The 24,337-nt window shown below is 41.2% G+C and carries 18 protein-coding genes; 5 read left to right on the top strand and 13 right to left on the bottom strand.

Annotated elements, in window-relative coordinates; all coding sequences use genetic code 11:
- Positions 1-105: 105 nt before the first annotated feature.
- The 4 genes from ACAM22_RS01300 to ACAM22_RS01285 form a co-directional block, all read right to left on the bottom strand.
- Positions 106-936 (bottom strand): energy-coupling factor transporter transmembrane protein EcfT, encoded by an 831-nt coding sequence (locus ACAM22_RS01300; protein ID WP_261027081.1) that lies wholly within the window; start codon positions 934-936, stop codon positions 106-108.
- A complete protein-coding gene (locus ACAM22_RS01295) occupies positions 921-2,603 on the bottom strand; it encodes an ABC transporter ATP-binding protein (RefSeq protein WP_261053509.1) in 1,683 nt (560 codons plus the stop codon). Before ACAM22_RS01295 ends, ACAM22_RS01300 begins: the two co-directional genes overlap by 16 nt.
- Positions 2,604-2,884: 281 nt before the next feature.
- Positions 2,885-3,433 (bottom strand): ECF-type riboflavin transporter substrate-binding protein, encoded by a 549-nt coding sequence (locus ACAM22_RS01290; RefSeq protein ID WP_000403160.1) that lies wholly within the window; start codon positions 3,431-3,433, stop codon positions 2,885-2,887.
- An 18-nt stretch (positions 3,434-3,451) separates the two neighbouring features.
- Positions 3,452-4,300 carry an S-adenosyl-l-methionine hydroxide adenosyltransferase family protein gene (locus ACAM22_RS01285; RefSeq protein WP_261014657.1) on the bottom strand — a complete coding sequence of 283 codons (849 nt, stop codon included), beginning with the start codon at positions 4,298-4,300 and terminating at the stop codon, positions 3,452-3,454.
- A gap of 188 nt (positions 4,301-4,488) precedes the next feature.
- Here ACAM22_RS01285 and trkA point away from each other — a divergent pair, with 188 nt between their 5' ends.
- On the top strand, positions 4,489-5,838 hold the full coding sequence (trkA, locus tag ACAM22_RS01280; protein ID WP_261063898.1) for a Trk system potassium transporter TrkA: 1,350 nt from the start codon (positions 4,489-4,491) through the stop codon (positions 5,836-5,838).
- A 3-nt stretch (positions 5,839-5,841) separates the two neighbouring features.
- The gene (locus ACAM22_RS01275) at positions 5,842-7,281 is read left to right on the top strand and encodes a TrkH family potassium uptake protein (RefSeq protein ID WP_369606830.1); all 1,440 of its coding nucleotides are present in this window, start codon (positions 5,842-5,844) and stop codon (positions 7,279-7,281) included.
- A gap of 320 nt (positions 7,282-7,601) precedes the next feature.
- On the opposite strand, the gene pflB is transcribed toward ACAM22_RS01275, so the two are convergent.
- A complete protein-coding gene (pflB, locus tag ACAM22_RS01270) occupies positions 7,602-9,926 on the bottom strand; it encodes a formate C-acetyltransferase (protein WP_000260628.1) in 2,325 nt (774 codons plus the stop codon).
- Positions 9,927-10,163: 237 nt separating this feature from the next.
- Between pflB and dinB the strand changes: the two genes are divergently transcribed.
- A complete protein-coding gene (dinB, locus tag ACAM22_RS01265; RefSeq protein ID WP_369606829.1) occupies positions 10,164-11,225 on the top strand; it encodes a DNA polymerase IV in 1,062 nt (353 codons plus the stop codon).
- Between the two features lie 139 nt (positions 11,226-11,364).
- Here the strand turns inward: dinB and ACAM22_RS01260 are convergent, their stop codons facing one another.
- Complete coding sequence (locus ACAM22_RS01260; protein WP_261068650.1) at positions 11,365-12,210, bottom strand: undecaprenyl-diphosphate phosphatase; 846 nt, start codon at positions 12,208-12,210, stop codon at positions 11,365-11,367.
- Positions 12,211-12,270: 60 nt separating this feature from the next.
- Positions 12,271-14,160 carry a DUF2207 domain-containing protein gene (locus ACAM22_RS01255; protein WP_261068651.1) on the bottom strand — a complete coding sequence of 630 codons (1,890 nt, stop codon included), beginning with the start codon at positions 14,158-14,160 and terminating at the stop codon, positions 12,271-12,273.
- Between the two features lie 138 nt (positions 14,161-14,298).
- Here ACAM22_RS01255 and ACAM22_RS01250 point away from each other — a divergent pair, with 138 nt between their 5' ends.
- Positions 14,299-15,864 (top strand): ABC transporter substrate-binding protein/permease, encoded by a 1,566-nt coding sequence (locus ACAM22_RS01250; protein WP_101785466.1) that lies wholly within the window; start codon positions 14,299-14,301, stop codon positions 15,862-15,864.
- The gene (locus tag ACAM22_RS01245) at positions 15,864-16,604 is read left to right on the top strand and encodes an amino acid ABC transporter ATP-binding protein (protein WP_033680755.1); all 741 of its coding nucleotides are present in this window, start codon (positions 15,864-15,866) and stop codon (positions 16,602-16,604) included. Before ACAM22_RS01250 ends, ACAM22_RS01245 begins: the two co-directional genes overlap by 1 nt.
- Before the next feature lie 90 nt (positions 16,605-16,694).
- Here ACAM22_RS01245 and ACAM22_RS01240 read toward each other — a convergent pair whose 3' ends face one another.
- The 6 genes from ACAM22_RS01240 to ACAM22_RS01215 all read right to left on the bottom strand — a co-directional run bounded on the left by ACAM22_RS01240 (position 16,695) and on the right by ACAM22_RS01215 (position 24,336).
- Positions 16,695-16,910, bottom strand: coding sequence for a hypothetical protein (locus ACAM22_RS01240; protein ID WP_001130036.1), 216 nt, complete (start codon positions 16,908-16,910; stop codon positions 16,695-16,697).
- Positions 16,911-17,741: 831 nt separating this feature from the next.
- Positions 17,742-18,992 carry a threonine ammonia-lyase IlvA gene (gene ilvA / locus ACAM22_RS01235; protein ID WP_000952975.1) on the bottom strand — a complete coding sequence of 417 codons (1,251 nt, stop codon included), beginning with the start codon at positions 18,990-18,992 and terminating at the stop codon, positions 17,742-17,744.
- 114 nt (positions 18,993-19,106) lie between these two features.
- Positions 19,107-20,129, bottom strand: a complete 1,023-nt coding sequence (gene ilvC / locus ACAM22_RS01230) for a ketol-acid reductoisomerase (protein WP_000290683.1) — start codon at positions 20,127-20,129, stop codon at positions 19,107-19,109.
- 169 nt (positions 20,130-20,298) lie between these two features.
- Positions 20,299-20,775, bottom strand: coding sequence for an acetolactate synthase small subunit (gene ilvN, locus ACAM22_RS01225; RefSeq protein WP_001253803.1), 477 nt, complete (start codon positions 20,773-20,775; stop codon positions 20,299-20,301).
- Complete coding sequence (locus tag ACAM22_RS01220) at positions 20,768-22,468, bottom strand: acetolactate synthase large subunit (RefSeq protein WP_000411736.1); 1,701 nt, start codon at positions 22,466-22,468, stop codon at positions 20,768-20,770. The genes ilvN and ACAM22_RS01220 overlap by 8 nt, the downstream gene beginning before the upstream one ends.
- A 200-nt stretch (positions 22,469-22,668) precedes the next feature.
- On the bottom strand, positions 22,669-24,336 hold the full coding sequence (locus tag ACAM22_RS01215) for a DAK2 domain-containing protein (protein WP_369606828.1): 1,668 nt from the start codon (positions 24,334-24,336) through the stop codon (positions 22,669-22,671).
- Between the last annotated feature and the right edge of the window lies 1 nt (position 24,337).

The following is a 24,337-nucleotide window of genomic DNA, read 5'->3' as shown; positions in this document are numbered from 1 at the left end:
TACCTCACAACAGGTTTGAAGTAAATCAGCGAAACTACTTTCTTAGTATAACACTTTCAGAATCATTGTCAATAGAAACGACTTGATTTTTTCAATTTTTTCAAGCTATTTCCAAGGGTTGTAAAATCGTCCCTGATTCTGCAAGATAAGTAGTAAACTGGTTACTAAAAACAAGGTTGCCAAGAGCAAGGTAATATAGTCTCCTTTTTTCAAGGCCTGATAACTATACCAAGTGCGTTTCTTCTCTTTCCCAAAGCGTCGAAGCTCCATGGCGGTCGCGATGGTATCAATGCGTTCTAGCGAACTGAAAATCAAGGGAGTAATAATGCGCAGATTGCCTTTGATTCGTTGCATAAGAGAAGCTTTCTTGGATAATTCCATCCCACGCGCCTCCTGAGACATCTTGATAGTAAAGAATTCTTCCTGCAAATCTGGAATATAGCGCAAGGTCAGGCTTACAGAATAGGCAATCTTGTAAGGCACACCAATTTGATTTAAACTAGAAGCAAACTGACTAGGATGAGTTGTCATCAAAAAGATAATAGCCAGAGGAATAGTACAAAGGTACTTAATGGCCAAATTTAGCAGATAAAAGAGCTCTTGACTGGTCAGAGTGTAGGCACCGATTCCCTGCCAAATCACACTTCTCTCTCCGTAAAGTCCAACCCCATACTCAGGAGAAAAGAGATAGACCATCAAGACGTTTAAAACGGCAAATACCGTCGCAAAAACAGCTACAAAGGAAACATCTTTAAAGCGGATTTCTGACAAATAGAGGAGAAAGACCGAAAAGATGGCGATCAGAACAAGCAATCTGGTATCATAGCTAATCATGGCCGCCAATGACACGAGAATGAAAAAGAGGAGTTTCCCAGCACCTGACAAGCGATGAATCACAGTATCTCTATGCTGGTAACCGATTAATTTAGCTTGCATCCTTCTCTCCTTTCTTTGTAAAATGCCGTTAAAGCAAGTGGATCCACGTCTAGTTTCTTGGCCAAGTTAAAGATTGAAGTTTCTTTTAGGTTGGCTTTTACTAACAGCTCAGGATTGCTCAACAGACTAGCTGGATCAGTATCAGCAATCAATTCCCCATCCACCATGACAAGGGCCCGATCTGAATAATCCAGCATCAATTGCATATCATGGGTAATCATGACAATGGTATGCCCTTTTTGATGCAGTTCTTCAAGAAATTCCATAATCTCAGTATAGTTCTTCTGGTCTTGACCTGCTGTCGGTTCATCTAAGAGGATAATTTCAGCCCCTAAAACCAAAATCGATGCAATAGTCACACGTTTTTTCTGCCCAAATGACAGGGCAGAAATAGGCCAATTACGGAATTCATAGAGACCACAGATTTTCAAAGTTTCATAGACTCTCGTTTCAATTTCCTGCTCGTCTACACCTCGCAAACGAAGTCCTAGAGCCACCTCATCAAAAATCATATTGGTTGAAATCATTTGATTGGGATTTTGCAGCACATAGCCTACTCGTTCCGCCCGCTCTGCAACAGAATCTCCTTTGATATCCTGTCCTTCCCAAAGATAGCGGCCTTCCGTCTGGATAAAGCTACTTAAGGACTTGGCTAGGGTTGATTTCCCTGCTCCATTTTTTCCGACAATGGCAATTTTTTCACCCTTTTTAATATCTAAATGTAGGGATTTTAAAATCGGTCTATCATCATAAGAAAAAGACACATCATCTAGTCTAAAAAGTGACTGCAAATCTGGTGTCTCTTTTACCAATTCAGTCTGCAACTGAACCTGACCTTTTGAGATAGACATGTTATCCAGATTTGCTAACTGTTCTTCCTTGACTAAATCCACACCCAATTGACGTAAAGTAGTTAGATAAAGGGGTTCGCGAATCCCATTTTGGGTCAACAAATCAGTCGCCAATAACTGATCAGGACTCCCATTAAAGAGGATACGGCCATCGTTTATCAAGACAATCCGATCCACAGGGCGATGCAGAACGTCCTCTAAACGGTGCTCGATAATAAAAGTCGTCGTCCCCTCTTCCTTATGAATCTGGTCAATCAATTCGATAATATCCTGACCTGACTTGGGATCCAGATTGGCGAGCGGCTCATCAAACAAGAGAATCGGACTCTCATCAATCAAGACACCAGCTAGACTAACTCGCTGCTTTTGTCCACCAGACAAATCCTGAGGACGCTGATTCAGTAAAGAAATAAGGTCCAGCTTTTCAGCCCATTTATGAACACGATTTTTCATCTCATCTAGAGCTGTCACATCATTTTCCAGAGCAAAAGCCAAATCCTCTGCTACGGACAAGCCGATAAACTGCCCATCTGTATCCTGCAAAACTGTACTGACTAGATGAGATTTATCATAGATACTCATATCAAAGGCTGCTTGCCCCTTGATCAAAAATTCTCCAGACATCTGCCCCTTGTAAATATTGGGAATAATTCCATTCAAACACTGACCCAAGGTAGACTTGCCTGACCCAGATGGCCCAACAATTAAGACTTTCTCTCCCTTGTAAATAGTCAAGTCTACCCCTTGCAAGGTCGGTTCTTGTTGTGTTTCATACCGGAAAGAGAAATCCTTCCACTCAATTATAGCTTCTTTCATCTTACTCTCTTCATTCGCTTCTTCTACTCAATGAAAATCAAAGAGCAAACCAGGAAGCTAGCCGTAGGTTGCTCAAAACACTGTTTTGAGGTTGCAGATAGAGCTGACGCGGTTTGAATTAGATTTTCGCAGAGTATTAGACTTCTATTTTATCATAAATCGAACCCTTCTTGCAGTCTCTTCTCTTAAAATCTTAGCGCCAAAAAATTCCTATCCTAAATTGCTTACCCGACTAGCCTATAAACAGCAAAAAGACTGGTTGCCCAGCCTTCCCCATCATTTTAATCCTTTTTCAAACTTCCTGCACGAGTTTGAGTTCCTGCATAGGCAAGCAAGAGAAGAGTTCCTGCAATAGCTACAGATACACCATTAGCAATTCCCGCAACAATCCCTTGGGCAAATACTTTTTCTGCAGCTTCTTGATAAATCACAACATCTCCAAGTGGTGCTAAGACACCCCAAACAAGGGCATTTGCAAGTAGTTGAATGAGGTTAAAAATAAGAATATCTTTCCAGTCAAAGACACCATTGATTACGCGAACGTACTTTCTAAATAGCCCCACAGCTAGACCAAAGAGCCCACTAGCGATAATCCAAGTCCACCACAAACCGTAACCAGCAAGAGAGTCCTTGATTGCATGACCAATCAACCCGACAAGCAAACCGATAATCGGTCCAAAAATAATAGAAAGTAGCGCTTGTACCGCATACTGAAGCTGGATGCTTGTATTTGGAACAGGGGTCGGAATGTTGATCATCCCGATGACGACAAAGAGGGCAGCGCCAATTCCGACAGCAACAACTTGTTTAATTGTAAATTTGATTTCCATACTATTTATTCTCCTATTTTATCCTTCTATTTTCTTTATTTCAATGGTCCAAGATGAACCGACACCCACATTATAGGCCTTGGCAAAGGAACCTTGGTTGATAGCCAGACCTAAACGATAGAGGGAGTTGATGTAGAGGATGGGTTGCCCAATTCTCACATCTGCAAATGATTTGCCATAGACAACCTGATTTTGATAGACCAGCATATCTGCATGATAGATGGTCACTTCAAAACGGTCACCAAACTCTGGTTCCAACTTGTAAAATTCTTCTCGCGTGATAGAGGTCCAAAGCGAACCAAAACGCACATCCAGAATATCAATAGCTCCCTTCACCAGATGATCTTCAATGATGGTCTCTACGACTGGAAGCTCCACAATCTGATCTACACTGAGCTCTGGCCCCACTTCCTCAAAACTAATATGACCACTGGCCAGTTTAGCACCAGTATAGGCATAGACATCACGACCGTGGAAGGTATAAGAATGCTCTGTATTTTGGCGTCTATTGGCCACTTCAGAAATTTCACGAATGGCTACAATACCAACGTGTTTCTTGATAAAAGAAAGCGTCCCATTATCTGGTGTGACAATGTATTGATTTTTTGCAGTCTTGGCAACTACACTCTTACGTTTCGAGCCAACACCTGGATCGACCACCGATACAAATGTCGTTCCCTCAGGCCAGTAATCCACCGTCTGAAAGAGACGATAGCTCCCCTCAAAAATATTATAAGGCGTGATATCGTGCGTCAAATGATGAATTTTTAAGGTTGGAGACTCTTCTAAAGCCACTCCAATCATAGCCGATACCGCACCATCAACCAGACCAAAGTCTGATTGTAATACCAGTAAATTATTATTCATTTTATCTCCTTGTATATCCTTTATCATACCATATTTCAGAGAAAGGTGCTAATAGCTATTTCAATTGATTAGGGTATAGTTTTACCTTATAGCAAAATTCCTACTAAAAGCTCTTGCTATTAGCTAGTAGGTGCATTTTTTCTTGAAAAAAGGTATGATAGTTACATCATGAAAAAGTAGGTTTTAATATGAAAATTATCCTTGTCGGAGGGGGAAAAGTTGGTTTTGCCCTCTGTCGCTCCTTGGTTGCAGAAAAGCATGATGTTTTGCTGATTGAGCAAGACGAAGCTGTTCTCAATCATATTGTTAATCGCTTTGATATCATGGGTATCCTTGGTAACGGGGCCGATTTTACCATCCTTGAGCAAGCCAGTGTCCAGGATTGTGATATCTTTATCGCTCTGACTGAATACGATGAAGTGAACATGATTGCAGCCGTTCTAGCCAAAAAAATGGGAGCTAAAGAGACCATCGTTCGGGTGCGGAACCCTGAATATTCTAACTCTTATTTCAAGGAAAAGAATATTCTCGGTTTTTCTCTTATCGTTAATCCTGAACTCTTGGCTGCCCGCGCTATTGCTAATATCATTGACTTCCCCAACGCCCTATCTGTCGAACGTTTCTTTGGTGGACGGGTCAGCTTGATGGAATTCACTGTTAAATCCTCAAGTGGTCTTTGCCAAATGCCCATTTCTGATTTTCGGAAAAAATTTGGCAATGTCATTGTATGTGCGATAGAAAGAGATCATCAAATTATCATCCCAAGTGGTGACATGACCATACAGGATAAAGATAGAATCTTTGTCACTGGTAACCGTGTTGATATGATGCTCTTCCATAATTATTTCAAATCACGTGCTGTGAAGAGCCTTCTCATCATCGGGGCTGGAAGAATCGCTTATTATCTTCTAGGTATCCTCAAAGATAGTCGAATCGATACCAAGGTTATTGAAATCAATCCTGAGATCGCCAGCTTCTTTAGCGAGAAATTCCCAAATCTCTACATCGTTCAAGGAGATGGGACCGCAAAAGACATCCTACTGGAAGAAAGTGCTCAAAACTATGATGCCGTTGCGACCCTAACAGGAGTCGATGAAGAAAATCTGATTACTTCTATGTTCCTTGACAGGGTAGGTGTACAGAAAAACATCACCAAGGTCAATCGTACCAGTCTCCTCGAGATTATCAATGCGCCTGATTTTTCAAGTATCATCACACCTAAAAGCATCGCTGTAGATACGATTATGCACTTTATTCGTGGTCGGGTTAATGCCCAGTATTCAGACCTTCAAGCCATGCACCATCTAGCCAATGGCCAAATCGAAACCCTGCAATTCCATATCAAGGAAGCTAATAAAATGACTGCTAAACCACTTTCTCAACTGAAATTGAAAAAAGGGGTTCTTATTGCAGCCATCATTCGAAAGGGCAAGACTATTTTCCCTACAGGGGAGGATATGCTTGAAGTCGGAGACAAGCTCCTAGTAACGACCTTGTTGCCAAACATCACCAAGATTTATGACTTGATCGCGAGGTAAGAAATGAATAAAAGTATGATTCGTTACCTCCTTTCAAAGTTACTTTTGATTGAAGCTGTTCTCCTCTTGGTTCCTGTAGCTGTAGCTGTCTATTACCACGAATCGAGCCAAGTCTTTACAGCCCTCTTTACAACGATTGGGCTTCTCGTATTACTAGGTGGTTCAGGAATTTTACAAAAGCCAAAAAATCAACGAATTTACGCCAAGGAGGGAATCTTGATTGTTGCTCTCTGTTGGATCCTTTGGTCTTTCTTTGGTGGTCTCCCCTTTGTCTTTGCTGGACAAATTCTCAGCGTTATCGATGCCTTTTTTGAGATTAGTTCTGGCTTTACAACTACTGGGGCAACTATTCTGAACGACGTTTCGGTTCTCAGCCGTTCCCTCCTCTTCTGGCGAAGTTTTACCCACTTGATTGGAGGGATGGGGGTGCTTGTTTTTGCACTTGCTATCATGGATAACGCCAAAAATAGCCACCTAGAGGTGATGAAGGCTGAGGTTCCTGGCCCTGTTTTTGGTAAGGTTGTATCCAAACTAAAAAACACTGCCCAGATTCTCTATCTCCTTTACCTAGCTCTCTTTTCCCTCTTTGTCATCATCTATTACCTAGCCGGTATGCCCCTATTTGATAGTTTTGTCATTGCCATGGGAACAGCAGGTACAGGAGGCTTTACCGTCTATAACGACGGGATTGCCCACTATGGCAGCTCACTGATTACCTATCTGGTTAGTATCGGAGTTCTGGTTTTTGGGGTAAATTTCAACCTCTACTACTACCTCATGCTCCGTCGGGTCAAAGCCTTCTTTGGAGATGAAGAACTCAGGGCTTACTTGGTCATCGTACTGGTTTCTACAGGCTTGATCAGCCTCAATACCCTCTATCTCTACCCAGGATTTTCTAAGAGCTTTGAAATGGCCTTCTTCCAGGTTTCCAACATCATTACGACGACTGGTTTTGGTTACGGAGATATTACCAACTGGCCCCTCTTCTCCCAGTTTATCCTTCTCTTCCTCATGGGAATCGGTGGTTCTGCTGGATCAACCGCAGGTGGACTCAAGGTTATTCGAGGCCTCATCCTTTCAAAAATTGCTAAAAACCAGATTTTGTCAATCCTATCACCCCACCGTGTTTTGACCCTCCATGTTAATAAAACCGTGATTGACAAAGATACCCAGCATAAGATTCTCAAGTACTTTGTCATCTATTCTATGATTTTGCTAGCGCTTATCTTTATCGTCAGCCTAGATAGCAATGATTTCCTGGTCGTTACCAGCGCTGTCTTTAGTTGTTTCAATAATATCGGACCTATTCTAGGAACGACATCTAGTTTCTCAATCTTTAGCCCTATCTCAAAAATTCTCCTCTCCTTTGCAATGATTGCAGGGCGCTTGGAGATTTATCCAATCCTACTTCTCTTTATGAAGAGAACTTGGTCTAAGAGATAAAATATAACCACACCTTGTGTCTTACAAGTGTGGTGTTTTTCGAAAATAAAATTCAAACCACGTCAGCTTCGCCTTGCCGTATATATGTGACTGACTTTGTCAGTCTTATCTACAACCTCAAAACAGTGTTTTGAGCAACCTGTGGCTAGCTTCCTAGTTTGCTCTTTGATTTTCATTAAGTATCAAATACCTCCCGCAACTCAACAAGTATCTTTGAATCCCGGTCAGACATTTCAGTACCTGACTTAAGGAATTTAAGAGCCCAAAAACAACCCTCAGTCGACTGACCGAGGGTTCCTTTTTATTATTCAAGAACTAGATTAGCTCAATGCATCCAAGGCATCATCCATTGAAAGAACTTCGTGGAAGACACGTTGCGTCAATTCAGTTTTTTGTTCTGGAGTGAGGTATTTAGTGTTTACACAGTATCCAGAGATACGTACGATAACGTCTTCGCCTGACATGATCTTTTCGTAAACATCGTTCAAGTCCATAACGTTCAAGTTAACGTGTTGTCCACCGTTTTCGAAGTAACCATCAAGGATTGTTACCAAGTTATCAACTTGTTCGTCACGAGTCTTACCAAGAGCACGTGGAGAAACCTGAGTAGTCAATGAGATACCATCAGCTGCATAACTAAAGTCAAGGCTAGAAAGTGAGTTCAAGTTTTGCAACCATCCACCTTTAGCTTTGTTAGATGGGTTAGCACCTGGTGAGAAGAATTCAAGTTTAGACAAGTTCACAGAACCATCTTCGTTGAGGTATACACCTTTGTGGACTGGTGAGTTACCAGTTTGTTTAGAGTAAGCAACGTTAGATGTGATTGTCAAAAGTGATACTGTAGCTTCAGCGTCTTTGTAAAGTTTGTGGCTACGTAGACGAGTTGTGTAAGCTTCGATCAACCATTCTGCCAATTCGTTTGAACGTGGGTCATCTTCACCCCAACGTGGGTATTCACCGATTGTTTCGTAATCGTAGATGTAGCCATTTTCGTCACGGATTGGTTTAACTGTAGCGTATTTGATAGCTGACAATGTGTCAACAGTGTTGGCAAATCCACAGATACCGAATCCCATGTTGGCACGTTGTTTAGTTGGCAAGAAGGCCATTTGAACAGCTTCGTAGTTGTACTTATCAGTCATGTAATGGATGATGTTCAAAGCATCTACGTAAGTATCAGTCAACCAGTCAAGAGATTTTTCAAAGTTAGCTTTAACTGATTCGAATTCAAGAACTTCGTCACGGATTGGTTCGATGTCAAATACTTTGTAGTCTTTGTGAACATCGTCGTAACCACCGTTCAAACCAGTAAGAAGGGCTTTCAATACGTTTACACGAGCACCGAAGTACTGGATGTTGTGACGTTGTTCTTCATTTTCTGGGTCAAGTGGAGACACACAGCATGAGATACAGCTCATTTCACCATATCCGTCTTTAGCCATTGTTGTTACACCTTCGTATTGGATAGAAGAGTGTTTGTGGCTCATGTGCATACAGTAGCGACGGAAGTTGTATGGCAATTTGTCAGTCCAAAGAACTGTCAAGTTTGGTTCTGGTGAGTTACCGATGTTGTCAAGAGTGTTCAAGAAACGGTAGTCCATCTTAGTAACACGGTGACGACCGTCGTTACCCATACCAGCCATAGAAGTTGTGATGAAAGTTGGGTCACCTGAGTACAATTGGTCGTAAGCTTTTGTACGAGCAAATTTAACTGTACGAAGTTTCATAACGAAATCATCAACGAATTCTTGGATTTCTGATTCAGTAAATGTACCACGAGCAAGGTCACGTTCTGCAAAGATATCCAATACGATTGGCACACGTCCTAGAGATGTAGCAGCACCGTTGATAACACGGCAGACAGCCATGAAAGCGATGTTAACCCATTGGATCGCTTCTTTAACGTTCATCGCTGGTTTGCGAACATCAACCCCATAAAGGTCACCCAAGCGAACAACTTGTTGCAATGCTTGGTATTGAAGGTTGATTTCTTCACGAAGACGGATTGTTTCTTCATCGATTTCTTCAATTGCGTTCCAGTCGTTTACTTTTTCTTGCATCAAGTAGTCTGCACCGTAAAGAGCAAGACGTGCGTAAACACCGATGATACGTCCGCGTGAGTATGCATCTGGAAGACCAGTTACAGTGTGAGCGTGACGAGCGCGACGGATGTTTGAAGTATAAGCACGGAAGATACCGTCGTTAACTGTTGTCACATATTTAGTGAAGATTTCGTGAACAGCTGGATCTGGTTCGTATCCATTTTCTTTCAAAGTAGTTTCAGCCATACGGATACCACCTTTTGGCATGAAGTTCAATTTGAAGAGCTCATCGTTTTGGATACCGAAGATAACTTCGTTTTCTTTATCGATAAATCCTGCTGGGATATCAGCGATAGATGTTGGACGAGTGTCCATTGGGAAACGAGTTTCTTCGTAGTGAGCCTTAGTTTCTTCTACAATTTTTTTGATGTGAAGTGAACGTTCTGTTGGTCCTGCAAGGAAGCTTTCGTCTCCATCGTAAGGTGTGTAGTTAGCTTGTACGAAGCGTGATACACTTGCTTTTTCTTTCCAATCTACGCCTTTGAAGCCTTCCCAAGCTTTATCAAAAATATCTTGTGCTTCAACAACTGTCTTAACAACCATGTTAATGTCCTCTTTTTTCTTTCTAGTAACAGTCATCTGTTACATTCATGAGACAAGTATACCACACAGTAACCGATTTCAACAAGTGGAAAAGGCCTATTTTTACACTTTCTTTTCTAAAACAGTCTATATTTCGCCCTAAACTGTATTATATTTTTGAAAAAAATAAAGCATTTTTTCTTTTTTTCAGAAAAAAGGGTATAATAAAAGAAAATAAGCAATAAAAAGGTGCTAGGCATGTTGATTTTTCCTTTGTTAAATGATTTGTCAAGAAAAATCATCCATATTGACATGGATGCCTTTTTTGCTGCCGTGGAAATCAGGGATAATCCTAAGCTCAGAGGAAAACCTGTCATTATCGGAAACGACCCTCGGCAAACAGGTGGGCGGGGAGTCGTTTCTACCTGTAGCTATGAGGCGCGAGCTTTTGGTGTCCATTCAGCCATGAGCTCTAAGGAAGCCTATGAGCGTTGTCCCCAGGCCGTCTTCATCTCAGGAAATTATGAGAAATACAAAGCTGTGGGACTCCAGATTCGAGCTATTTTTAAGCGCTATACAGATTTGATTGAACCTATGAGTATTGACGAAGCCTATTTGGATGTAACAGAAAATAAACTCGGTATCAAGTCAGCGGTCAAAATCGCTCGCCTCATTCAAGAGGATATCTGGCAAGAACTCCATCTAACTGCTTCTGCTGGCGTTTCTTATAACAAATTCTTAGCTAAAATGGCTAGCGATTATCAAAAACCTCATGGTTTGACAGTGATTCTACCTGACCAGGCTGAGGATTTTCTCAAACAAATGGATATTTCCAAGTTTCATGGAGTAGGAAAAAAGACAGTAGAACGTCTGCATCAAATGGGTGTTTTTACTGGCGCTGATTTACTTGAAGTTCCTGAAGTGACCCTAATAGACCGCTTTGGCAGACTGGGCTATGACCTGTATCGAAAGGCTCGTGGTATTCACAATTCCCCCGTCAAATCCAATCGCATCCGTAAATCAATCGGGAAGGAGAAAACCTACGGGAAGATTCTCCGTGCCGAGGAAGATATCAAAAAAGAGCTGACTCTTCTATCAGAAAGAGTCGCTCTCAATCTCAATCAGCAAGAAAAAGCTGGAAAAATTGTCATTTTGAAAATCCGCTACGAAGACTTTTCAACTCTTACTAAACGAAAAAGTATTGTTCAAAAAACACAGGATGCTAGTCAGATAAGTCAAATAGCCCTGCAACTCTATGAAGAGTTAAGCGAAAAAGAAAGAGGTGTCCGCCTGTTGGGGATTACCGTGACTGGATTTTAATACTCAATGAAAAATCAAAGAGCAAACTAGGAAGCTAGCCGCAGGCTGTACTTGAGTACGGCAAGGCGAAGCTGACGCGGTTTGAATTTGATTTTCGAAGAGTATAAAACCTTGAAGAGCTGCCCCTTCAAGGTTTTTCTTATACAAATAAACGGACAAAACTGTAAAGTAGCAAGATACTACCAAGCACGATACGGTATTTACCGAAAAGGGTAAAGTCGTGTTTTTTCACATAACTGGTCAAGAAACGAATAGCCACCATGCTGACCGCAAAAGCGACTCCCATCGCAACCAAGAGCAAGAACAATTGCCCAAAGTTCAAGAGTTGTCCTGCTTTTATAAATTTGAAAATCTTTAATGCACTAGCTCCAAACATAACTGGAATTCCAAGATAGAAGGTAAATTCTGTCACAACAGAACGACTGGTTCCATTTAACAAACCACCGACAATCGTTGCTCCAGAACGGCTAGTTCCTGGTAAAAGGGCAAGAACTTGGAAAAGACCGATATAGAAGGCTGTCGTATAAGGAAGCTTGTCCAACTCTGTTACACTTGGTTCAATAGCACGAGCTTTATTGCGCTTTTCCAAATAGATAAAGGCAATCCCATAAATAATCAACATGAGAGCAACTGAAACCATGTTATGGAAGTGGGTATCAAACCAATCATCAAATTTAAAGACGGCAAGCAAAGGTAAAGTGGCAACCAAGACCTTCAACCACAGTCTCCAAGTCTTACGAACTTCCTGCTTGTCCTTTGTCGATTTAAAAGGATTGAGCTTATTAAAGTAAATGACCATGACTGCTAAAATAGCACCAAGCTGAATCACAACATTAAACATAGACATAAAGGCTTCATTCTGATTTTGGTATTGGATAAACTCCTCTGCTAAAATCAAGTGACCTGTACTGGAAATCGGCAACCATTCCGTAATTCCTTCAACAATACCGAAGAAGATAGATTTTAAAATTTCAATAAGATACATAGATTACTCCTTTTTCTATCTTCCATTATAGCATATTTTTTCAGCCAGTGATAGCTCTCTTTAAAAGGCGCCGATACTGCCGCCACCTCCGCCTCCAGAGAAGCCACCGCCAGAGCTTCCACTTCCAGAAGATACGGAGTAGGTACTTGCTGTATTTGCGACACTGGCATAATGGCTCATTTGCGCGCTTGAATGATAAAACATACTGTGCCAGCCATAAGCTACATATAGATTGATATCTGGATTTTCCACTTGAATCTGATGAACCTTCATCAAATGGCTGACCTTGTCCGCATAGCCAAATAAGGTCGCATAGACCAAGAGGCGATTCCAGACCACAATACTTTCCAACTCTGCCTGATCCAATCGCGCAATCTCCCGCAACATATTTTCAAAACTGGTCCAGAGGTAGTATACTTCTGCTCCTGCTTCATTTAGGACACCATCACGATTATCTAGTCGAAGCTTCCAATAATAGAAAACAGCCAAAACCAAACCTAGAAAACCAAGTATTGGCAAGGGGATGTAAAGATAGCCATAAACATCCAAACTGTACAAGAACAAACCAAATCCGATAAATAGGGACAAGATAGTCAAGACACCCATACCTACTTGCAAGGCCTTTTCCCCACCGGTTAAAGGACGATAATAATCTGGAAGTTCCCAGAAGGAAACTCGATTTCTCACTCCTTCTTGCATCTGGTTCAATACTTCTTCAAAAGAAGATTTGAGCTGACGCCCCTTTGCTTGAATCCGTTTTTCATCAGAGACTTTTGCTCTACGATAAAGACTATCAGATACCTTGTAATCCGCAAACAAATTGGAAAGAGTTTCTTCTTTTTTGCCTGAAAAAGCTAGATTTAGGCAGTCTTTCTCAAAACTGGACAAACCATCTTCTTTTACTAGCCTCAAGCCAACTGCATCTCCTTCTGAAATGATAGAGACATTCCCACGGTCTATCACATCTAGCAAGGTAGCTTGAATAAGTTGGTCAAAGGTGAATTTTCCAGCTCCCTTGACCAAGGGACTCACTTCCTCCAAGGAGGTAGAGTATACAGCCTCTGATAAAACCATAGGCTCTAATTCCATTGGTGGTTCATAGATACGATGATTTTTGGCATATTTGACCGAAGGAGTGGTCTTCCTTCTATAAATAAAATAGAAGCAGACACTCAATAACAAAGAGATGGAAAGTATGGAAGGAAACACCCAAGTAAGGAGTTGTTTACTCTGATCTTTTTCTCTAACAATCGAGTCTTCTATCTTATTAAACTCTTCTAAACGATTCCCTTTCAAGCCCTGATCCCTAGCGCTAGCAAAATCGGTCCGAGGCCAGTAGGCATGCAATTCAACCCCACGCTTAGCTGGAAGATTGTCTAAACGGATAGTATAATCAAGATTACTCTTTTCAACCGTTCCCTCTCTAAAAAGTTTTCCTGTGTGGAAAAAGAGTTTTTCAGCTCCCTTATCTCCCCTTACATGAAATTCAAACTTTCCAATAGCCCCTGAACTATCTGTTAAAGGTTGCCAATTTAATTCAGCAATGTCATCATATAGAAAAAGCAAATTCTTTAAGTTCCAGACAAGGTCAACTTCAACTGTGTCGCCTTCTTGACCTGGATTATAAACTTTAACAGTATAACCATCTGCTCCTTCTATCACTTCGCTAGTAACGTCTGCTAGTTCAGCACCATTTTTCGCAGCCTGAACCTTTGGATGAGGATCAATGTCAAATCCGCTAGGCATCTTGCCAGCACGTCCAAGTCCCACAATTTGGCCCTTAAAGTCCTCCTCAAACTGGTAAACTATCTTCTGTCTAAATTCTGCCGTATTGTCTGCATGAATATACAAATCACCTTGATAAGAGTTTATCTTGAAATCAATGGCAAAAACAGAGAGTGGCAGAAGGCAAAACAAGCCTAAGACCAGTAAGAAAAAAGTTTTTTTCATCAACTAAGCCCCCTTTTTATCTTTGCTATCATTATATCATTTTTTATCAAGTAAGGGCTTACCTATATTGAAAAATAGAGTTTTTTTCGATAAAATAGGAGACAGTTATTTTTTAATAGATTAGAAATAGGAGAAATCATGAGAAAAATATACTTATCTATTTTCACAAGTCTCTTGCTGATGCTAGGACTTGTCAATGTTGCCCAAGCCGATGAATATTTACGCATCGGGATGGAAGCAGCATATGCTCCCTTTAACTGGACTCAGGACGATGATAGCAATGGAGCTGTCAAAATCGATGGAACTAACCAGTATGCTAACGGATACGATGTTCAAATCGCCAAGAAAATCGCTAAGGACTTAGGTAAAGAACCTTTGGTTGTTAAAACCAAGTGGGAAGGTCTAGTCCCTGCCCTTACTTCTGGTAAGATTGACATGATTATCGCAGGTATGAGTCCTACTGCCGAACGCAAACAAGAAATTGCCTTTTCAAGCAGCTACTACACTAGCGAACCTGTCCTACTAGTCAAAAAAGATTCTGCCTACGCAAATGCTAAATCTTTGGATGACTTTAACGGTGCAAAAATCACTTCTCAACAAGGTGTCTACCTTTATGACTTGATTGCACAAATCCCAGGCGCTAAAAAAGAAACTGCCATGGGAGACTTCGCTCAAATGCGCCAAGCTCTTGAAGCTGGTGTCATCGATGCTTATGTTTCTGAACGCCCAGAAGCACTGACTGCTGAAGCTGCGAACTCTAAGTTTAAGATGGTCCAAGTAGAACCAGGTTTCAAAACTGGGGAAGAAGATACAGCTATCGCCATCGGACTTCGTAAAGATGACAATCGTATTAGCCAAATCAATGCCAGCATTGAAACCATTTCAAAAGACGACCAAGTTGCCTTGATGGATCGTATGATCAAGGAACAACCTGCCGAAGCTACAACAACTGAAGAGACTAGCAGTAGTTTCTTTAGCCAAGTCACTAAAATTCTTTCTGAAAACTGGCAACAACTCTTGCGTGGTGCTGGTATCACTCTTTTAATCTCTATAGTCGGAACCATCACAGGTCTCATTATTGGACTTGCCATTGGTGTTTTCCGTACTGCTCCCCTCTCTGAAAATAAAGCTATCTACGGCCTACAAAAACTAGTCGGCTGGATCCTCAATGTCTATATTGAAATTTTCCGTGGTACACCAATGATTGTTCAATCGATGGTTATCTACTATGGAACTGCCCAAGCTTTCGGTATCAACCTTGACCGTACACTGGCTGCTATCTTCATCGTTTCAATCAACACTGGTGCCTACATGACCGAAATCGTCCGTGGTGGTATCCTAGCAGTTGACAAGGGACAATTTGAAGCTGCGACTGCTCTTGGTATGACTCATAACCAAACCATGCGTAAGATTGTCCTACCTCAAGTAGTCCGTAACATCCTACCAGCAACTGGTAATGAATTTGTCATCAATATCAAAGATACATCTGTATTGAACGTTATCTCTGTTGTTGAACTTTATTTCTCAGGAAATACCGTGGCAACTCAAACCTATCAATACTTCCAGACATTTACAATCATCGCCGTGATTTACTTTGTCCTCACTTTTACCGTAACACGTATCCTACGCTTCATCGAACGCCGAATGGATATGGATACCTATACTACAGGTGCTAATCAAATGCAAACGGAGGATTTGAAATAATGACACAAGCAATCCTTGAAATTAAACACCTCAAAAAATCCTATGGACAAAACGAAGTGCTAAAAGACATTTCTCTCACTGTCCACAAGGGAGAAGTTATCTCTATCATCGGAAGCTCTGGAAGCGGAAAATCGACCTTCCTCCGCTCCATTAACCTACTTGAAACGCCAACTGATGGACAAATCCTTTATCATGGACAAAACGTCCTCGAAAAAGGCTATGACCTCACGCAATACCGTGAAAAGTTGGGAATGGTTTTCCAATCCTTTAACCTCTTTGAAAATCTCAACGTTCTTGAAAACACAATCGTCGCTCAGACAACAGTCCTTAAACGTGAACGTACAGAAGCTGAAAAGATTGCCAAAGAAAACCTTGAAAAGGTCGGCATGGGGGAACGCTACTGGCAAGCCAAGCCAAAACAACTCTCAGGCGGTCAAAAACAACGTGTGGCCATCGCTCGTGCCCTCTCTATGAATCCTGACGCTATTCTCTTTGATGAACCAACATCAGCTCTCGATCCAGAAATGGTTGGAGAAGTCCTCAAAATCATGCAGGAACTGGCCCAAGAAGGCTTGACTATGATTGTCGTGACTCACGAGATGGAATTCGCTCGTGATGTCTCTCACCGTGTTATCTTTATGGATAAGGGTGTCATTGCTGAAGAAGGAAAACCAGAAGACCTCTTCACCAATCCCAAAGAAGACCGTACAAAAGAGTTCCTTCAACGCTATCTCAAATAAAAAGAAAAGGCTGCATCAATCGTGCAGTCTTTTTGCTGTCCTCAAAATGAAAAGGCAGACTCTACTCAAGAATCCACCATTATCCAAAGATTAATCTTCAAATTTTTCATGATTTTTTTCATAGAAATCAATTAAACCTAGAGCTGTTTCAAATGAAATATTTTTTACTTTTGCACGACCCTGCGCTAGAGCAATGATAGACATTTCACGCGCATTCGTTTCTTTAGAGATACGGTAGCCTGTGATTTTCTTATCACGAACCCAGCCAACAACTGATTCTACTTTTTCAAAGTTTGACTTAGCCATGTTCTTCTCCTATTTTCTTCTTTACGTTATATTATTCTATACGTTTTTATGTCTTTTGTCAATAAAAAAACATATATTCAATAAAACAAATGATTTCGAATCTTCTTACTTCCTTTTTAAAGCCGATAATATATAGGTTTTTACTTACTATAACCCAATAGTATACTCCTAAAAAACAATTGCATTATTAAACTTTAAATTCGTAAAAATATTCATACAAACCAAATGCTAGTTTCTTAATAGGATAGACAGGATTTACTATTTCATTCTATATATTCCTTTTAAATCAACAAGTCCACTAAAGATAGTCTTTCACTCCACACTATCTCTAAACCATTCCGTTTTTCTTTCTCCTTCTTTGGTTCCTTTCCTGTCCTTATCTATATCTTATTCGTTTTACAACCGGTACTACTTACTTTGTCCAATCTTGCACCTTCTGATTACATACCCGCTTCCCAGCTAGTCATTTGAAAACAGCAGCACTTGCCGTTTCATGTCTAGCACTATTGTTTATCTCACGAGTTTTTTCAGCCGACTCACCTAGCAACCATCTCACAAACATTGATTATTTTTTCTGATTCCTATTATATTTAGTGAAAGTTCAAATTAGGGATATATACAATTGGGGATTTCAAAAAATTTCCTCATATATAGTAAGTAATTCTGTCGCCTCAATATAAACAGAATCAAAAATAATAGGTGCTATAGTGAGTTGTAGTAGAAATAGCACGATAGATTTCCTAAGTCCATAGGAATCGCCCCCTTTCTTCACCCTCATTATAACACCTATACATCGGTTGTGCAAATAATATGATATTTTTTTATTAGTCCTCAGACAAGCATATTATAGAGCGTTTCATTACCATTTAAGTTAATATAAGCTGGATCAAAACCTTCCATTCGACGAATCAATCCTGCATAATCATGCTTATCTGCCAAGGCAATCCCAATTAATACTGGACCTGTCCCCTTGCTAGCTCGCTTAATATACTCAAAACGTGTGATATCATCATTTGGCCCCAAGATATCATTTACAAACTCACGCAAGGCCCCTGGACGCTGTGGAAAATTAACCACAAAGTAATGCTTGATCCCATCATAAATCAAGGCGCGCTCCTCCATTTCTGGCATACGGTTGATATCATTATTTCCTCCAGAAATGATACAACAAATGGTTTTCCCCTTGATATATTCAGCTAAAACCTCTAGAGAGGCGATACTAGCTGCTCCAGCAGGCTCTGCGACTATCCCTTGCTTAGAATAAAGGTCAATCAAGGTTTCAGAAATCAATCCCTCATCGACACCTACCAAAGTTTGAACATGTTGACGAGTTGCTTCATAGGTCAATTGACCTACCTTTTGTACAGCAATCCCATCCGCAAATTTGTCAATTTCTTTGAGTTTGACTGGACCACCAGCTTCAAAGGCCGCCTTCATGGAACGCGCTCCATTCGCCTCTACTCCGATAACCTCAATCTCTGGACTTGTTTCCTTGATATAGGTAGAAACCCCAGCAATGAGACCGCCACCACCAACAGGAACCAAGACAGCATCAAAATCAATCGATTCTTTTCGAGCTTCTTCTAAAATCTCATAAGCAACTGTCCCTTGACCAGCTTGAACATGGGCATCATCAAAAGGATCAATAAAGGTACGATTTTCAGAGACTGTAAATTCTTGAGCTGCTTTGGCTGAGGCATCAAAGGTATCTCCAACTAGTTTAATGGTCACGAAATCCCCACCAAAAAAGCGAACTTGACCAATCTTTTGTTGCGGAGTAGTAATGGGCATAAAAATAGTAGCAGGAATTTTCATTTCATTACAAGTATAGGCTACTCCCTGCGCATGATTTCCCGCAGAAGCGCAGACTACCCCACGTTCACGCTCTTCCTTGCTGAGCTGAGAAATAGCATAATAGGCACCACGAATTTTAAAAGAACGAACACGCTGGGCATTTTCCTTTTTCAAATAAATCTTAGCACCATACTTCTCCGATAAATAATGGTCATAATCAAGCGGTGTATTGACGACCACACCATTCAAGACCTTATGAGCCTTGATGATATCTTTTGAACTTAACATCTTTTTCTCCTAGACTATTTCATACTATCGCAATCCATCCTCTTAAAAAGAGATATGAATTGATTATAAAAGCGAGTTAGTCCCCCAACTCGCCTTCACCTTAATTTCTATCAATTAGTTATAGATTTTAAATGCATCATCGTCGTTTTTACCAACGAATGGCATTGCTTTACGCAATTCTGCACCAACTTTTTCAATTTCAAGGTTAGCTGCTTGTTCACGGTAAGCAGTCAATTTTGGACGTCCAGCTTTATAGTCATTTACAAAGTCATTTGCAAATTTACCATTTTGGATATCAGCCAAGACAGCTTTCATGTTTTCTTTAACTTGCTCAGTAATTACACGTGGACCTGATACATAGTCACCGTACTCAGCAGTGTTTGAAATAGATTGACGCATTTTCTTGAATCCACCTTCGTAGATCAAATCAACGATCAATTTCATTTCGTGAAGAACTTCAAAGTAAGCCAATTCTGGAGCGTAACCTGCTTCTGTCAAGACTTCGAAACCTGCTTCGATAAGGGCAGTCAAACCACCACAAAGTACAGCTTGTTCACCAAACAAATCTTCTTCAGTTTCTTCTTTATAAGTTGTTTCAAGAAGACCTACACGAGCTGCCCCAACACCTTTACACCAGTCCATGGCAATGTTTTTCGCATTTCCTGTTGCATCTTGGTATACTGCGTAAAGAGCTGGAACACCAAATCCTTCTTCATAAGTACGACGTACCAAGTGTCCTGGTCCTTTAGGAGCACACATGAAGACATCTACATCTGCAGGAACTTTGATAAATTCAAAGTGAATGTTGAAACCATGAGCAAATCCAACTGCATTTCCAGCTTCCAAGTTTGGAGCGATTTCTGCTTCGTACAATTCTTGTTGGATTTCGTCTGGTGCCAAAATCATGATAACGTCAGCCAATTTAGTAGCTTCTGCTACTGTGTAAGTGTCAAATCCATCTTCTTTTGCTTTATCAAAAGATTTACCTGGACGTACACCGATGATGACATCGCGACCTGAATCACGCAAGTTTTGAGCATGCGCATGTCCTTGTGAACCATAACCGATAACGGCGATTTTTTTACCGTCAAGTGCTGCTACTTTAACATCTTTTTCGTATTCCATTTGAACTGCCATAGTTTTTTCTCTCTTTTCTATTTTTATTGCCTGTTAGGCTAGTTTAACAAATTTAAAATATTTTTATACTCAATGAAAATCAAAGAGCAAATTAGGAAGCTAGCCGCAGGCTGTACTTGAGTACGGCAAGGCAAAGCTGACGTGATTTGAATTTGATTTTCGAAGAGTATTAATCGCGGGTAAATCCAGTTGCACCAGTTCGAGCAATATTACGAATACCGTATGGTCGAATGACTCGCAATAGAGCTTCACTCTTTTCAGCATTTCCTGTCATCTGAATAGTAATCGAGCTTGGCGCTACATCTACCACCGTTGCACGGAAAGGTTGAATAATCGCTAGAATCTCAGCGCGCTTCTCGGCTGGCGCTGACATCTTAACCAAAATTACCTCGCGCTCCAAATGAGGCTTGTCTGTAATATCTCGAATGCGAATCACATCAATCTGACGATTAAGTTGCTTAATGATTTGCTCCACCTCATCATGTGAAGCAACATCAATAATAATGGTGATACGTGATACATTCGGATCTTCTGTTGCTCCAACAGAAATGCTTTCGATATTAACCTGACGGCGAGACAGGACACCGGTAAAGCGATTGAGGACTCCTGAACGATTTTGTAGTTTTGCTGTTAACATTCTACGCATGGAACTTCACCCCCAACATCTCATGATTACTCTTACCAGCTGGCACCATTGGCAACACCTGCTCCTTACGAGAAATATCTACCTCGATTAGCATAGGAACATCCTCAGTGATGACTTCAAGGTCTTGATCCAAGGTCTCAGGATTATCAAACTTATAGTTTTTAATACCGTAAGCTTGTGCCATCAATTGGAAATCTGGAAGGGTATCAAAGACTGACTCTGATGTTCTACCTTCATAGAAGGATTCCTGCCACTGGCGAACCATTCCAAGTGAGTGGTTGTTCAGCATAACCACCTTGATTGGCACCTTGTAAATGTTCAAAATAGCCAATTCCTGGTTAGTCATTTGGAAACCACCATCCCCAACAAACAAGACTACTTCCTTATCTGGGTTAGCAATTTTAGCCCCGATTGCTGCTGGAATTCCAAATCCCATCGTTCCCAAACCACCTGAAGTCACTAACTGACGTTCATTTTGGTAGGGATAATACTGAGCTGTCCACATTTGGTGTTGACCAACGTCTGTTACCACAATGGCATCTCCATTCGTCAATTCACCAATTCGTTCAATAACGGCTTGCGGTTGAACCACACGCTCTTTCTTGTCATAAGAACGAACACGGTTCTTGTCTTTAGTGACTTTTTCAATCCATTTCTCAGTATTGTTATGAACTGTTGGTTCGGCCAGCAACATTTGCAAAGCTTTCTTAGCATCTCCAACTACAGGAATATCTGCACTGATAATCTTGCCAATCTCGGCTGGGTCAATATCAATGTGGGCAACCTTAGCATTCTTAGCGAAGGTCTTAGGATTCCCCGTCAAACGGTCATCGAAACGACAACCAATACTAATCATAAAGTCCGCTTCCGTCATGGCAATATTAGCTGCGAATGACCCGTGCATGCCTCCCATTCCAAGGAAGAGTGGATGACTCGTTGCAATCGTTCCTTGTCCCAAAAGACTGGTTACCACCGGAATTTGATAGCGTTCTGCAAATTCATTTAATTCTGCAGCTGCTTCAGCATAACTAATTCCACCACCAGCTAGCAAGACTGGCTTTTTAGCCTTGGATAATTGCTTCAAAATTTTCTTGATTTGCATATCATTTGGCTCAAGAGTTGGCTGATAACTTGGTAGGTTCACTTCTGGTGAATAGATGAAGTCCGTTTCTAAAGCAGATACGTCTTTAGGTAGGTCAATGACAACTGGCCCTGGACGTCCTGTAGTTGCGATATGGACAGCTTCCGTAATGATTCGAGGGATATCAGCTGTCTCACGAACTTGGTAATTGTACTTAGTGATTGGCATGGTAATTCCCACGATGTCTGCCTCCTGAAAGGCATCTTTCCCAATCCCTGCTCGCGCAACCTGTCCTGTAAAGACCAAAAGGGGAACGCTATCGCTCATGGCATCCGCAATCCCTGTAATGGCATTTGTTGCTCCTGGTCCACTAGTGACGACAGCAACACCCAACTTTCCAGTTGATTTGGCATAACCTTCAGCTTCATGCAAACAACCTTGCTCATGGCGCCCTAGAATGTGGCGAATGCCTTTAAAATTATATATCGCATCATAAAAAGGCAAGACCGCACCACCAGGATAACCAAAGATGGTATCAATTCCTAAATCACGAAGTGTTTCCAAAACTAGGTCCGACCCCGTCTTAGGAGATTCTAAACTGATTTTCTCCATTGTTCCCCTTTCTCTTCTCTTAAAAATAACTTGTTACTATCATACCACTTTTTCAAAATTTTTCAAGACAAAAGAAGAAATTTTCTGAATTTTCTATTTTAACGTTTATTTATGAATGTTATTTTTGTTTTTATTAAAAAGATACCGATTTCATTTACTGAAAAAGAAAAAAGAACTGATTTCTCAGTCCTTCATTAATCTTATTCCACACTAAATAGATATGGGTAAACAGGTTGTTGACCTTGGTGAATCTCGACTTCAACGTCTTCGAATTCTTCTGCGATTTCTTGGGCAATTTCATTAGCAAGTTCTTCGTTTCCATCCTCACCGACATAGAATGTTACGATTTCACTATCTTCATCCAACATATGTTTCAATGTTTCAGTCAAGGTTTGGTGCATGTCAGGGTTTGACACGAGAATTTTCCCATCGACCATACCAAGATTATCGTTTTCATGGATTTCTAAGCCATCAATCGTTGTATCACGCACAGCTGTTGTGACGCTTCCGCTAACGACATCGCTAAGAGCAGCTGTCATACGCTCTTGGTTTTCTTCAATGGACTTGCTTGGATCAAAAGCAAGAAGACTAGTCAATCCTTGAGGAAGAGTACGAGCTTCCACCACTACTGCTGGTTGCTCCAAAACTTCTGTTGCAGATTGAGCTGCCATGAAGATATTCTTGTTATTTGGCAGGAAGATGATGTTACGGGCATTGACCTGTTCAACAGCCTTGATAAAGTCTTCTGTTGAAGGGTTCATGGTTTGACCGCCTTCGATAACATAATCCACACCTTGAGAACGGAAGATATCTGCTAGCCCTTTACCAGCCACCACAGCAATCAAAGCATACTCTTTTTCTTCAGCTGGCTTGCTAACTTGAGCAGCTTCTTTCTCAACCTGTGCTTCGTGTTGGTTACGCATATTGTCAACTTTTACCTTGACCAAGCTACCATATTTGAGACCTTCTTGCATGACAAGTCCTGGATCTTCTGTATGGACATGGACTTTGACGATTTCATCATCATTGACAACGAGGAGAGAATCCCCGAGTTCATTCAAGTAGTTACGGAATTCGTCGTAGTCAAAATCTTTGGCATAGGTTGGACCTTGCTTAAGGGCTACCATGATTTCAGTACAGTAACCAAAGGTGATGTCCTCAGTCGCCACATGACCAGCCACAGACTTGTGGTGCTCTGCATTGATCATTTCACTCATATTGGCTGGAGTGGCTACAAAGTCCTCAGATGCAATATATTCACCAGTAAGGGCTGAAAGGAAACCTTCATAGATGAAGACCAGTCCTTGACCACCTGAATCCACAACGCCAACTTCTTTCAATACTGGAAGCATGTCTGGTGTTTTAGCTAGAGCTGTTTTAGCGCCTTCCAAGGCTGCGCGCATGACTTCAACAGCGTCATCTGTTTGCTCAGCTTTTTTCTTAGCACCGATAGCAGCTCCACGAGAAACTGTCAAAATCGTTCCTTCAACTGGTTTCATCACGGCCTTATAGGCAACTTCCACACCTGATTGGAAGGCAAGGGCCAAGTCTTGACCTGTTAACTCGTCTTTATCCTTGATGGCTTGTGAAAATCCGCGGAAAAGCTGAGATGTAATAACTCCTGAGTTCCCACGCGCACCCATCAAAAGCCCTTTGGCAAGAATGCTTGCTACCTCTCCAACTGTAGAAGCTGGCTTGTCTGCAACTTCCTTAGCTCCATTTTCAATGGTCATTCCCATATTTGTCCCGGTATCTCCATCTGGAACGGGGAAGACGTTTAATGAATTGACATATTCAGCTTGCTTATTCAAGCGAGTTGATGCAGCTTGCACCATTTCTTGAAATAAGCTAGTAGTAATTTTTGACACG

Origin of the sequence: Streptococcus sp. SN-1, assembly GCF_041154385.1 — a bacterium.
Taxonomy (GTDB): domain Bacteria; phylum Bacillota; class Bacilli; order Lactobacillales; family Streptococcaceae; genus Streptococcus; species Streptococcus mitis_CT.
The sequence above is the reverse complement of the archived record's forward strand: the minus strand, read 5'-3'. Positions and strand labels throughout refer to the sequence as shown.